The sequence below is a fragment of the Terriglobia bacterium genome (genome assembly GCA_020072845.1).
In the GTDB taxonomy this organism is placed as follows: Bacteria; Acidobacteriota; Terriglobia; order Terriglobales; family Acidobacteriaceae; genus JAIQGF01.
In genome coordinates, this window is sequence record JAIQGF010000004.1 from 70214 (window position 1) to 83383 (window position 13170).

11 protein-coding genes are annotated in these 13170 nt (G+C 65.2%); 1 reads left to right on the plus strand and 10 read right to left on the minus strand.

Annotated features, from left to right (window positions below):
• Window positions 1–68: 68 nt before the first annotated feature.
• The 3 genes from LAN70_03660 to LAN70_03670 all read right to left on the minus strand — a co-directional run bounded on the left by LAN70_03660 (window position 69) and on the right by LAN70_03670 (window position 3467).
• A complete protein-coding gene (locus tag LAN70_03660; GenBank protein MBZ5510244.1) occupies window positions 69–1439 on the minus strand; it encodes an ABC transporter permease in 1371 nt (456 codons plus the stop codon).
• Window positions 1436–2173, minus strand: coding sequence for an ABC transporter ATP-binding protein (locus LAN70_03665; GenBank protein MBZ5510245.1), 738 nt, complete (start codon window positions 2171–2173; stop codon window positions 1436–1438). Before LAN70_03665 ends, LAN70_03660 begins: the two co-directional genes overlap by 4 nt.
• 160 nt (window positions 2174–2333) lie before the next feature.
• Window positions 2334–3467 (minus strand): potassium channel family protein, encoded by a 1134-nt coding sequence (locus LAN70_03670; protein MBZ5510246.1) that lies wholly within the window; start codon window positions 3465–3467, stop codon window positions 2334–2336.
• Between the two features lie 130 nt (window positions 3468–3597).
• On the opposite strand from LAN70_03670, the gene LAN70_03675 reads away from it, so the two are divergent.
• Complete coding sequence (locus tag LAN70_03675; protein MBZ5510247.1) at window positions 3598–4812, plus strand: MFS transporter; 1215 nt, start codon at window positions 3598–3600, stop codon at window positions 4810–4812.
• Between the two features lie 123 nt (window positions 4813–4935).
• Here LAN70_03675 and LAN70_03680 read toward each other — a convergent pair whose 3' ends face one another.
• The 7 genes from LAN70_03680 to leuC form a co-directional block, all read right to left on the minus strand.
• The gene (locus tag LAN70_03680; protein ID MBZ5510248.1) at window positions 4936–6501 is read right to left on the minus strand and encodes a benzoate-CoA ligase family protein; all 1566 of its coding nucleotides are present in this window, start codon (window positions 6499–6501) and stop codon (window positions 4936–4938) included.
• Window positions 6501–6965: a carbon monoxide dehydrogenase subunit G gene (locus LAN70_03685; protein ID MBZ5510249.1), complete on the minus strand. Its 465-nt coding sequence runs from the start codon at window positions 6963–6965 to the stop codon at window positions 6501–6503. Before LAN70_03685 ends, LAN70_03680 begins: the two co-directional genes overlap by 1 nt.
• A 150-nt stretch (window positions 6966–7115) precedes the next feature.
• A complete protein-coding gene (locus tag LAN70_03690) occupies window positions 7116–7967 on the minus strand; it encodes a xanthine dehydrogenase family protein subunit M (protein ID MBZ5510250.1) in 852 nt (283 codons plus the stop codon).
• Window positions 7964–10429 (minus strand): molybdopterin-dependent oxidoreductase, encoded by a 2466-nt coding sequence (locus LAN70_03695; protein MBZ5510251.1) that lies wholly within the window; start codon window positions 10427–10429, stop codon window positions 7964–7966. Before LAN70_03695 ends, LAN70_03690 begins: the two co-directional genes overlap by 4 nt.
• Before the next feature lie 17 nt (window positions 10430–10446).
• Window positions 10447–10941, minus strand: coding sequence for a (2Fe-2S)-binding protein (locus tag LAN70_03700; GenBank protein MBZ5510252.1), 495 nt, complete (start codon window positions 10939–10941; stop codon window positions 10447–10449).
• 176 nt (window positions 10942–11117) lie between these two features.
• On the minus strand, window positions 11118–11732 hold the full coding sequence (gene leuD / locus LAN70_03705; GenBank protein MBZ5510253.1) for a 3-isopropylmalate dehydratase small subunit: 615 nt from the start codon (window positions 11730–11732) through the stop codon (window positions 11118–11120).
• A gap of 2 nt (window positions 11733–11734) precedes the next feature.
• Window positions 11735–13168 carry a 3-isopropylmalate dehydratase large subunit gene (gene leuC, locus LAN70_03710; protein MBZ5510254.1) on the minus strand — a complete coding sequence of 478 codons (1434 nt, stop codon included), beginning with the start codon at window positions 13166–13168 and terminating at the stop codon, window positions 11735–11737.
• Between the last annotated feature and the right edge of the window lie 2 nt (window positions 13169–13170).

Sequence of the window (13170 nt, forward strand, 5' to 3'; positions counted from 1 at the left end):
GCGAGTGGACGCAGTTTTTTGTGCGACGTTGCGATCCGTGTGAATCGGTGGCGATCCGTGGCTAGGAATCATTCGTAGCGCAGCGCCTGCACCGGATCTAGTTTCGCGGCGCGCGATGCCGGATAAATTCCTGACCCGAGGCTCACGACCACGGCAAACGCCAGCGCGGCCGCGACCAGCCACCACGGCACCGACCAGAAGGTTTCCGGCGTCATGTCCAGGCGCTTGAGATAAATGTTGGTGCCGGCATTGATGGCGCGGCCGATGGCCCAGCCCAGACTGACGCCGACCAATCCGCCGAGAAAGCCCATCACGCCGGCCTCGGCGAAGAACAGCGCCTTGATATCGCCATCGCCCGCGCCAATCGCCTTCATGATGCCGATTTCGCGGCGGCGTTCCAGGATAGCCATGACCAGCGTGTTGACGATGCCGAGCAGCGCCACCGCCAGCGCCAGGCTGCCGAAGATGCCGAGGAACATGTCGAGGATGGTGAAGAAGCGGCGCAGGCTGCGGGTGGCGTCCAGCAGCGAGAAGGTGGAGAAGCCCATGTTCTTGATGGCGTTTTCGGCGGGCTCCACTTGCGACGGCTTGTCCACGCGCACGGCCAGCGCCATGTAAGCGCGCCCGCGATAGGAGGTGCGCACCATCTCGCGCAGGTCGCTGCCGAGCATGACGTTCAGCTTGTTGGCGAGCGCGGTGGGCACGAACACGCGCCCGCGCCCCATCGCTCCGAAACCCGCGCCGGGCTCGTGCTCGACGATGCCGACCACACGCAGCGCCTTCTCGCGGCGATTCACAGAAAATCCCGAGGCGATCAGCTCGCCGACCGTGTTCGATTCGTCGCCGCTATTGCTGGGCGGCGCGGCGCTTCCCTTCTGCTGCGGAGATCCGCCGCGCTCGGCGTATTGCAGGATGATTTCCTTGCCGACCAGCGATTTGGGATCGGGCGCAAGGTCCTTGGCGAAATCCGATTCGAGAATGACTTCTTCGGCGTCCGGCCCGGAGAAAAACTTCCCGGTCATTCCATCGAAGGCCTCGCGATCGCGCGCCGACGGCGGCAGCGCGGCCACCATGATGAACCGGGACTTGTCGGCGTAACGGGCTTCGGCCATGAATCGCATCTCGGGATTGACTTCGGCGACGTGGGCCACGCGGCCGATGTCGGCAACCGCGGCATCGTCGAGCGGGCGCGCGGGCGTATTGGGCTGGTTACGGCGCGAGGGCCCGCGGTCCACGTCGCGCGGCATGACGTAGATGGTGTTGAACAGCCCGGAGCGGGTGAGGCGGCGATTGGCGAGCTGCTGCAAGCCGATGCCGAGCGAAAGCATGGCTACCAGCGAAGCCACGCCGACGGCGATTCCGACGGTGGTGAGCGAATTGCGCAGCACCGATTCGCGCAGGTTGCGCGCCGCCAGTTCGACGACGTCGTGGGCTTTCATCGCTCACCTCGCTGGGCCTGCGCGGCTATGGTTTCGACGCGAGTGTCATCCACCAACCGTCCATCGGCGAGGGTGAGGACGCGCTGCGCGTAGCGGTCGGCGAGCGCGCGCTCGTGCGTGACCAGCAGGACCGTGAGCCGCTGCGAGTCGTGACATTCGCGCAGGTAATTCATGATCTCTTCGCCGGTGCGGCTGTCGAGGTTTCCCGTGGGCTCGTCGGCCAGCAGGAGCGTCGGGCGGTTGACCAGCGCGCGCGCGATGGAGGCGCGCTGTTGCTCGCCGCCGGAAAGCTCGACCGGCCGGTGCGTGACCCGGGCGGAAAGTCCGACCCGTTGCAAGGCTTCGCGGGCGCGCACGGCGCGCTCGGCGCGGTCTACTTCGGCGAAGCGCATGGGTAGTTCGACGTTTTCCAGCAGCGTCATGCTGGGAATCAGGTTGAATGCCTGGAAGACCATGCCGACGGTGAAGCGGCGATAACGCGCCAGTTCCTCGGCGGACATTTGCGCGACGTCGCGGCCGTTCACGGTCATGGAGCCGGAGGTCGGGCGGTCGAGGCCGGCAATCAGGTTGAGCAGCGTGGATTTTCCCGAGCCCGAGGCGCCGAGCAGCGCAACAAACTCGCCGCTCTCGATGTGCAGCGAGATGCCGTTGACGGCGCGGATGAGCGTCTCGCCCATGCGGTATTCGCGAGTGAGATCGCGGGCGGAAACGGCCGTGGAGTTGGACGAGGACATTGTTCTGATATTACTGGAAACCAAAACCGCACACATGACAGCCGGCGGAAACCTGAAAAGAAGAAACCCAGATTCCTCGCGGGCTGAAGCCCGCTCGGAATGACAAATATCCTGAAATGCCCTGCCGGCAGGGCTGAAGCCGCGCCCCTTCAAAACGGTCTCACACCGTAAATGCACCGCCCCAGCGGCTGGTGCGCCAATTGTCGCGCGCTTGCGGCGGGCGGAACCATGGCGGCAAAGGAACCAGCAAATACTCCGCCAGGGCCGTGACGTAGGGCTCATACATGCTACGCAGTTTGGCGAGCCGTTGTTCCGTCTCCGGGGTCAGCGACAACTGGACGCCGGCCTCGGCCAACTGGGAGCGCAACACCTCCAACGAATCGCGGGTCAAACGCGGCTCCGGCGGATCGTGCGGCGGGGTGTTGAACACCTGCGCCAGGTCCACGACGGCGTGGCGGGCCATGGCGAAGGTGAGCTGTGCCTGGCGGGCGGGAGCGCCGTCAATGCCGGCCTGGCAGAGCGCGGTGGCGTCGAGGATGGCGGTGAGCGCTGAGATCCAGGACTGGTTGTCGTGCTGCGAGCGGAAGTATCCGAGCACGGGATAGGAGATGTGGCTCTCCAGCATCTCGGCCGCCGAGTGTTCCCACTCGTGTAGGATTTCGCGGAGGTTCCCGTCCTGCGGATCGCTGTTGCGGCGGAGCAGTTCGGCCGCGGTGGGCGGCGTGCCCGCGCGCCCGTCGAGCAGCGACACGTTAAGCTCGCGGCGCGAGAACCCTTGATAGAGTACAGGCAGATAGCTGATGACCATGGCGAGAAAGCCGAAGCCCATGCCGGCCTCGACCACGGCGAGGAGGCGTGACACGGAAGCATGCGGCGTCACGTCGCCCATGCCGAGAGTGAAAAAGGTGCTGCCGCTGAAGTAGAGATCGGTGGTGAAGCTGCGGCCCAAGCCCGAGCCTTCCAGGGTGGAGCCCGCGGCCCACTGCAAGAGCGCGAAGCCGAAAACCATGCCGACGGCCCAGAGTGCAATCAGCAGCAGCAGCGACATGGGACCGTAGAGGGCGAGCAGGCCCTCGCGGCGTTTTACCTTCTGGATGCGGCGTGCGACGGCGGAAAATGGCGCCCACGTGTAACGATAGAACGCTCTGGTCAGGCGGAAGCGGCGGGTGACGCGGCGAGGCAGAACGACGGTTTCGAAGGCCTCAACCAGAACCCCGACCACGATCACCGTCCCCAAGATCGCGGCCAAAGCAACCATGCTGGCATGGTAATTGTTGCAGCCGTGGCGCGCCAAGGCAGATCAAAAGGAAAGTTTCAGTTTCGGTTGCCGGGGGTTCGCAAGCTGGGCAGGCGTTGCATGGAACCTGTAACAAGTTCGGTCGCGGGCAGCAAGGCAACGTGGGTGGCGCGCATTGGCCGCTGAGATGACAGACCGCCGCGACCTGTTGCTGATCTACGCCGCGGCATCCTTGCGCTCTGCCGGGGTCGGCGTGATGGGCGTTTTGCTAGGCGTTTATCTGGCGCGCGCGGGACTGTCGACCTCCAGCATCGGCGTCGTCATCGCGGCGGGATTGGTCGGGACCAGCGCGGCGACGGCGCTGATCGGCTGGAAGGGCGACCGCCTGGGACGGCGGATCATACTGATCATCTTTGCGCTGTTCACCGCCATGGGCGGCGTGGCGCTGGCGCTGACCACGCGAGCCGCGATCCTGCTGCCCCTGGCGGTGCTGGGGATGATCAACGGCACCGGCACGGACCGCAGCGCCGCGTTCGCGCTGGAGCAGGCGGTGATTCCCGGGTTGACGACGGCGAAGTCGCGGACGTGGTCGCTGTCCTGGTACAACGTTGTGCTCGACGGCAGCGGCGCGATGGGCGCGCTGGCGGCGGGCGCGCCGGCGATGTTTCATGCGCGGATGGGCATCGCGATCGGAGACGCTTACCGCCTGGCGTTCGCCGCCTTTGCCGTCGCCAACCTGGCCGCGGCGGTGCTGTATGCGTGCTTGTCGGAGCGAGTCGAAGCCGCGCGACCACGCGCGGAAACAGCGCCGGTTTCGGAGCGGACGCGGCGGATCGTGCGCAACCTGGCCGCATTATTCGCGATTGACGCTTTCGGCGGCGGCTTCCTGACCGACGCGCTGGTGGCGTACTGGTTTTTTCAGCGCTTCGGCGTGTCGGTGCAGGTGCTGGGCGTGGTGTTCGCGGTGGTGCACGTGCTGAACGCGCTGTCGCACCTGGGCGCGGCGTGGCTGGCGCAGAGAATCGGGCTGCTGAACACGATGGTTTTCACCCATCTGCCGTCAAGTGTATTCCTGATCCTGGTTCCGTTGGCGCCGAATTTCCACCTGGCGGCAGCGTTGTTTTTCCTGCGCGAGGCGCTGGTGGAGATGGATGTGCCGTCGCGGCAATCCTACGTCGCCGCAGTGGTGGAGCCGCAGGAGCGCACGTTTGCCAGCGGTGTCACCAATTTGACGCGGAACTTGATGTGGGCGGCGGGATCGTCGGTGGCCGGCGTGTTCATGCAGAGTGTCGCGTTCTCGGCGCCGCTGATCGCAGGAGGGTCGATCAAGATTATGTACGACGCGCTGCTGTATAGAGCGTTTCGCAAGGTCAAGCCGCCGGAAGAGCAGAAACATTTGTGATTTAGTGATTTGTGATTTAGTGATTTGCGGGCTCAGACGCCCGCTAAGCGCAAGATCCTTCGGCTCCGCCTCAGGATTTCCCTTCGACTTCGCTCAGGGCAGGCTCCGCAGGCTCCCGTTCCGCTACGCGTCGCTCACGCCTGCTATGCGCCTCAACTTGAAACGCTGAACTTTGCCGGTCGCGGTCTTCGGCAATGCGGGCAGGAATTCCACCCAGCGCGGGCGCTTGTAGGACGCCAGGCGAGTGGCGACAAATTCCTGGAGTTGCCCGGCGAGGTCAGGCGCGGGCACGTGCTCCTCGCGCAGGACGACAAAGGCAACGGGCTTGACGAGCGCGTCTTTGTCTTTGCGGCCGACCACCGCGGCTTCCAGCACTGCGGGATGATCCAGCAACGTGCATTCGATCTCGATGGGACTCACCCACACGCCGCTGACCTTCAGCATGTCGTCGCTGCGGCCGGCGTACCAGAAATAGCCCTCGGCATCCAGGCGATACTTGTCGCCAGTGCGCAGCCATTGGCCGTCAATCGTGTCTTTCGTCTTCTCGTGCTGGTTCCAGTAGCCGGCGCAGACGGCGTCGCTCCTTATATACAGGTTGCCGATGTCGCCCGTGGGGACGGGACGGCCATCGTCGTCAACGATGCGGGCGTCCATGCCGGGAACGATCTGGCCGCTGGAGCCGGGGCGGGCGAATCCCGGGCGGTTGGCGATGAACATGTGCAAGGCTTCGGTGGAGCCGATGGCGTCGAGGATTTCGATGCCGAAGCGCGACTTGAAGCGCTCGAAGATGGCGGCGGGGAGAGCCTCGCCGGCCGAGACGCCGTGGCGGATGCTGGAGAGATCGAAGTCGCCGCCGGGACGCGTGTGCGCCAAGAGCGCAGCGTAGTTGGAAGGGACGGAGAAGAACAGCGTGGGCCGGTGACGCTCGATGATGTCGAACACGTGCGCCGGATGCGGCGGTCCGGGCAACAGGATGCTGGTGCCGCCGACGGCGAGAGGAAAATAGAGACCGTTACCGAGGCCGTAGGCGAAGAACAGTTTCGCGACACTGAAGAAGCGGTCGCTCTCGGCGACGTGGAGAATTTGCCTGGCGTACAGCTCGGAGGTGACCACCATGTCGTGCTGCAAATGCACGCAGGCCTTGGGCGGGCCGGTGCTGCCGGAGGAGTAGAGCCAGAAGGCGGCATCGTCCTTGTGAGTGGGCGCGGGATCGAGCTCGGCCGGCGCGGCGTTGACCAGCTCGGAAAAGGAATGTGTTCCGTGGGCGGGATCGCCGACGACGACAACGTGCTCGAGGAACGGCAGGTTGTTACGCGGGATGGCTTCCACCTGCGGCAGAAGCGCCTGGCTGACGATCGCCACACGCGCGCGGCTGTCGTTGAGCAGGTACTGGTAGTCGTTCGGCCGCAGCAGGGTGTTGACGGGCACGGGGACGGCGCCGATTTTGATAGCGCCGAAAAAGCACGGGGCAAAATCGGGCGTGTCGAGCAGGAGCAGCAGGACGCGCTCTTCCATGCGGACACCGAGCGCGCCGCGCAAGGCATTGCCGACGCGATGGACGCGGGCGACGAGCTCGCCGTAGGTGACGCGCTCATCGCCACATTCGATGGCAACTCGGTCCGGGCGCAAGCGCGCGTGCGGATCTATGAAATGAGCGGCGGCGTTGAAGCGGTCGGGAATGGACAACATTATGCAAAACGCGCTGCGTCGGCGGCGGCATTCAACTCGCGCGCGAGGTTGGCAAAGGTGTCGCGGATGTTTTTCTGTGCGGCGGCCTCGACCAGGCGTCCACCAACAGAGGCGAGCATGCCGCCGACTTTCGCCTCGCAGCTGAAGCGAACGACGGTCGTCCCGTCGCCGTTTCCTTCGAGTTCGACGCGCCCGATACCCTCGACGAAACCGGCAGTGGAATTGGCGCGCGAGGTCAGGGTGTAGCTTTTCTCCGGCACGATGTCGGCAATGTTAATGTCGCCGTGAAACGTGCCCTTGACCGGGCCCACGCCCGCCTTGAGCACGGCGCGGTATTGATTGGGCGCTTTCTCTTCCAGCTTTTGGCAGCCCGGCATGGCACGTTGCAGCACGGCCGGATCCATCAGGTTGCGCCAGACGGCGTCGAGCGGAGCGGCGATGGTGTAAGTGCCTTCGAGTTTCATGGTTTCAGTTTCAGTTTCAGTTTCAGTTTCGGGTTGCGAGTACCGAGTACCTAGTACCGAGTACCGAGCAAAAGCAGATTCCTCGCTCCGCTCGGAATGACAAAACGGCTGGAACCGAGCCTCGCCGCGTCACCTTGGATGCTTCGGTTACTACTTTCGACTCGCAGCGCACTCCTGCACTGCCCGGCGGGTGTAAACGCGCGCCAGATGACTGCGATATTCAACGGACGCGAAGTAATCACCGAGCACTTCGACTCCGTCGGCGGCGAAGTCACAAGCGGCAGCAATCCCACTCGCTGACTTGCCGGCGAGGGCCTTCTCCACGGCGGTGGCGCGGTAGGCGAACTGCGCCACGCCGGTAATGCCGATGGCGGCGCTCCCGATGGTGGCGGCGCGCATCTTCACAACCACGGCAACGCCGACGACAGCCATGCCGGATGCGGGGTGGGCGAACTTCTTGTACGCGGTCGCCGCCGGCGCCGTGACCGGCACCCGCACCTCGGTGATGACCTCATCCGGCGCAAGCGCGGTGGTGAAGAGGCCGGTGAAGAAATCGCGAGCCGGAATGATACGCTCGCCGCGCGTGCTCATGGCGACCACGTCGGCATCGAGAGCGAGGGCGGCTGCCGGATAATCCGCCGAGGGATCGGCATGCGCCAAGCTGCCACCGATGGTGCCGCGGTTGCGCACCTGCACGTCGCCGATTTCTCGCGCTGCCTGCGACAGCAGCGGCGACGATTTGTACAGCAGCGAGGAAGCGGCAATCTCGGCGTGCGTGGTCATGGCGCCGATGCGCATGATGCCGCCGGCTTCGCGAATGTAGTTGAGACCGGCGACGCGCGAGAGGTCCACCAGCAAGGCGGGCGAGGCCAGGCGCAGTTTCATCGCGGGCAGCAGGCTGTGGCCGCCGGCGAGCAGCTTGGCGTCTTCGCGGGAGGCGAGCAGCGCCAGGATTTCGTTGAGTTCGCGAGGTGATTCGTATTCGAACTGGGCGGGAATCATGCGCGCCTTCCGTGTTTCCTGGCGCCTTTTGCGGCGGCGGCCTTGAGCACCGCGGTCGCTTTGGTCTCGTTGTGACTGGGCTTGATGTGGGCGTCGTGCACGGCCCGCCAGACGCGCTCCGGCTTCAGCGGCATGTCGATGTGGCGAATCCCGAGGGGCGTGAGCGCGTCGCACACGGCGTTGACCACGGCGGGCGTACAACCGATGGTGCCGGCTTCGCCAACGCCCTTCACGCCCATGGGGTTCACCGGCGAGGGCGTGCAGGTGCGCGCGAGGTGAAGCTCCGGAATATCGGGCGCGCGCGGCAGTGCGTAGTCCATCAGCGTGCCGGTCACGAGCTGGCCGTCGCTGTTGTAGATGACTTCCTCGTACAGCGCCTGCGCCATGCCCTGCACGATGCCGCCGTGCACCTGGCCTTCCACCAGCATCGGGTTGATGACGTTGCCGCAGTCGTCTACGGCGATGTACTTGTCGAACTTGATCTCGCCGGTTTCGATGTCCACCTCGCAGGAGATGAGGTGCGCGCCGAAGGGGAAGGTGAAATTCGAAGGCTCGAAGAAGTGCGTCGCCTCAAGGCCGGGCTCAACTCCCGCGGGAAGCGACCTGGCGGAGTAGGCGGCGCCGACGACTTCGCCGAAGGCAAGCGATTTCCGGCTGCCCTTCTGGCCGATGCGGCCGTCATAGAATTCCATCTGCTCGGGCTTGGCGCCCAGCAGGTGCGCCGCGATGGCCGCCATCTTGGTTGTCAGCTTGCCGGTCGCAATGTAGAGCGCACTGCCGCCGACAGCGGTGCCGCGGCTGCCAAAGGTGCCGATGCCGTAGGGAACCACCGCGGTGTCGCCATGAACGACGTTCACATCTTCGGGATTGATGCCGAGCAGGTCGGCGATCATCTGCGCGAACGTGGTCTCCTGGCCTTGACCGTGCGGCGACGCGCCGGTGAGCGCGGTCACCTTGCCGGTGGGCTCAATGCGGACCGTGCCGCTCTCCCAGCCGCCCGCCGGCATCGCGGCCGAAGGACCCATGGCGCAAATTTCGACATACGTGGAGAGCCCGATGCCGTAGTACTTGCCCTGCTTCCAGCCGGCTTTCTGGCGGGCGCGCAGCTTGTCGTAGCCGGCGAGATCGAGCGCGCGCTTGAGGCTGCGCTGGTAGTTGCCCGAGTCGTAGATCACGCCAGTGGCGGCGGTGTAGGGAAATTCCGTGGGCTTGGGGAAATTGCGGCGGCGGATTTCCGCGGTATCCAGATTCAGATCGCGGGCCGCAACGTCAATGATGCGCTCGATCAGGTAGGTGGCCTCGGGACGCCCGGCGCCGCGGTAGGCGTCGGTGGACATCTTGTTGGTGAAGACGCCGAGAACTTCAAATTCGATCGCCGGAATTTTGTAGCAGCCGGTACTCATGAGTCCGGTGAGGGTGGCGATGATCGGCGTCAGCAACTGGTGGTAGGCGCCGAGATCGGCGAAAACGCGGGTGCGCATGCCGAGGATGACGCCGTCTTTCCTGAGCGCAAGTTCGACGTCGTTGATCTGGTCGCGGCCGTGAATGGTGGCGGAGATATTTTCGCGGCGCGTTTCCACCCACTTCACCGGACGGCCGAGCTTCATGGCCAGCCAGGGCACGACGGCCTCTTCGCCGTACACGTTCAGCTTGCTGCCAAAGCCGCCGCCGACTTCGGGGGTGATGACGCGCACCGACGTTTCCGGCAACCCGAGCATGACGGAAATCTGGGTGCGCAGAAGGTGGGGAATCTGGGTGGAGGACCACACGGTGAGTTGCTTTTCGCCCGCGAGATACTGCGCCACCACGCCGCGCGTCTCCATGGCAATGGGCGCCAGCCGCTGGTTGACAAGCCGCTGCTTGACGACGCGGTCGGCGCGCTTGAAGGCGGCCGCGACATCGCCGTTCTTGATGACATGGGTGAAGGCCAGATTGGTTTTGAATTCTTCATGGACCAGCGCGCTGCTGAGGGCCACGGCCTTTTCCATGTCCACGACGGCGGGCAGAGGATCGTAATCGATCTCCACCAGGTCGGCGGCATCGCGGGCGGCGTAGGGATTGTCCGCGACAATGGCGACCACGGGCTCACCGACGTAGCGCACCTGGTCTTTGGCGAGCACATAGTGATGGGGGATTTTCAGTCCGGGCAGGCTGCCGGCGCAGGGAACGCAGCCGATGCCGGCGACCTCGGCATGCGTGACCACCATCACCACCCCGGGTGCGGTGCGCGCCGCTTCCACGTCCACCGAGAGGATCAGCGCATTGGCGTGCGGGGAACGCACAAAGACACAGTGCAGCAGGTCGGGCAGGCGCAGGTCGCCGACATAATGGCTGATGCCCTGGATGAGGCGCGGGTCTTCTTTGCGCTTGAGGCGTTGGCCGACCCAGCGGCGGTGGGGGACCGCAGTACCGCTTCCGCCACTCGCGCCTGATTTTCCCTTCGACCTGGATTTGCTTGCCATAAATGATCCTCGGCGGATTACTGCTTCCCCGCACCGGCAGCCGCCCGGCGCGTCAACTTGCGAGAGGCCGACTTCACTGCGCTCACGATGTTCTGGTAACCGGTGCAGCGGCACAGATTGCCGCTGATGCCATCGCGGATTTCGGCGTCACTGGGGGCGGCGTTGTGGGCGAGCAGGTCGGTGGCGCACATGATCATGCCGGGTGTGCAGAAGCCGCACTGCAGGGCATGTTCTTCCCAGAAACTTTCCTGCAAAGGATGCAGCTTTTCCGCAGCGGCGAGCGCTTCGATAGTGGTGACGGAATGGCCGTCCGCCTGCACGGCAAGCACGGTGCACGATTTCACCGCGCGGCCGTCGAGCATCACGGTGCAAGCGCCGCAGAGAGACGTCTCGCAGCCGATGTGGGTGCCGGTGAGCCCGGCCGTGTCGCGCAGGAAATGCACCAGCAACATGCGCGGCTCCACCTGGGCGCGGCGCTCCACGCCGTTGACAACGATTTCGACCGATTTCATGAGGCCCCCCACGGGCGGTTCGAGCGACCTCACCCCAGGACGCGCTCAAGCGGCGCTGTCCTTGGACCCTGCCGCAGTCTTCGCTCGATGGGCGGGAACGATAGCAAACTTTCGCGTTGCAGCACAAGGCGCGCGGGGACACAGGCCTGGCGAGAATACCGGTGTTGGCGAGGAGTCTATACCGCGGGCCGGGCCCAGGGCGGTTGGGAGTGGCGCGCTTCGTAGGCGGCGATTTCGGCTTCGCGCTGCAGCGTGAGGCCGATCTCATCCAGACCTTCCAGCAGACAGTGCCGGCGGAAATCGTCGATGGGAAACGCAGCCGAAAAACCATGCTCGTCGGAGACCGTGCGCGATTCCAGATCGATGGTGAGGCTGTAGGAAGCGTGCTTCTGCGCGCGCCGCAGGAGTTGGGCGACGGCGTTTTCCGGCAGAACGACCGTGAGCAGGCCGTTCTTAAAACAATTGGTGGTAAAGATGTCGGCGAACGACGGCGCGACGACGGCGCGAAAGCCATGGTCCATCAGCGCCCAGGGCGCGTGTTCGCGTGAGGAGCCACAGCCGAAATTGGCGCCCGCGATCAGAATGCTGGCGCGCTGGTAACGGGTGTCGTTGAGGACGAAGTCCGGATTGGGGCGGCCGTCGGGAAGAAGGCGCCAGTCATGAAACAGAAACTCGCCGAAGCCGGTGCGCTCGATACGCTTGAGGAATTGCTTGGGGATGATCTGGTCGGTGTCGACGTTAAGGCGATCGAGCGGCGCGGCGACTCCGGTATGTTTGCGGAACGGTTCCATGACTATTTGGCCTTGGCGCCTGAGTTGCGGAACTTCCATCCGCGGACGTCGACAAAATGCCCGGCGATGGCGGCCGCCGCCGCCATTTCGGGGCTGACCAGGTGGGTGCGCCCGCCGCGGCCCTGGCGCCCTTCAAAATTGCGATTGCTGGTGGAAGCGCAGCGCTGGCCGGGTTCAAGCACGTCGGGGTTCATGCCGAGGCACATGGAGCAGCCCGCTTCGCGCCACTCGAAGCCGGCGGCGCGGAAAACGGCGTCGAGTCCTTCGGCTTCGGCCGCCGCTTTCACGGCTTGCGAACCGGGCACGACCAGCGCCTGCACCTTGGGGTGAATGTGGTAGCCGCGGATGACGCGGGCTGCAGCGCGCAGATCCTCCAGGCGCGAATTGGTGCAGGAACCGATGAACACGCGATCGATGAGGATGTCCTGGATGAGCGTGCCGGGCTCAAGCGCCATGTACTCCAGCGCCCGCTCCCAAGCGCGGCGTTCGGCCTCATTCCTGGCGGCCGACAAAGCGGGCACCCGGTCGGTGACGGAGGTCACCATGCCGGGGTTGGTGCCCCAGGTGACGCAGGGCGGCAGCGCAGCGGCGTCAATGTCGGCGGTGGTGTCGAACTCCGCGCCGTCGTCGCTGGGCAGAGTGCGCCAGTAGTCAATGGCGCGGGCCAGGTCGGGTCCCGGCGGGGCAAAGCGGCGGCCGCGAATCCAGGCAAACGTGGTGTCGTCGGGGGCGACCATGCCGGCGCGCGCGCCGGACTCGATGCTCATGTTGCACAGCGTCATGCGCTCCGGCATGGAAAGCGCGGCGACGGCTTTACCGGCGTACTCGATGACGTGCCCGGTGGCGCCGCTGGTGCCGATCTGGCCAATGATGCCCAGCGCCAGGTCCTTGGCCGTGACGCCCGGCCCCAGCAGGCCGTGAACCCGGACCTGCATGGTGCGCGGCTTGCGCTGTGGCAAGGTTTGGGTGGCGAGCACGTGCTCGACTTCCGAAGTTCCGATGCCGAAGGCGAGCGCGCCGAAGGCGCCGTGCGTGCTGGTATGACTGTCGCCGCACACGATGGTCATGCCGGGCTGCGTGACGCCAAGCTCCGGGCCGATGACGTGCACGATGCCCTGCTCCGGCGAGTCGATGTCGAAGAGACGAATGCCGAATTCGCCGCAGTTCTTGCGCAGCGCTTCCACCTGCCGCGCCGCCACCGGATCCGAGATCACAGTCCGCGGCGATGTTGTGGGGACGTTGTGGTCCACGGTGGCAAGGGTGCGTTCGGGACAGCGGACGCGGCGTCCGGCAGCGCGCAGGCCGTCGAATGCCTGCGGCGTGGTGACCTCGTGTACCAGGTGGAGGTCAATGTAGAGCAGCGCGGGCTCGCCGGGCGGTTCGCAGACCAAGTGCCCAGTCCAGAGTTTGTCAAACATGGTCCGCGGTGTCGGCATCC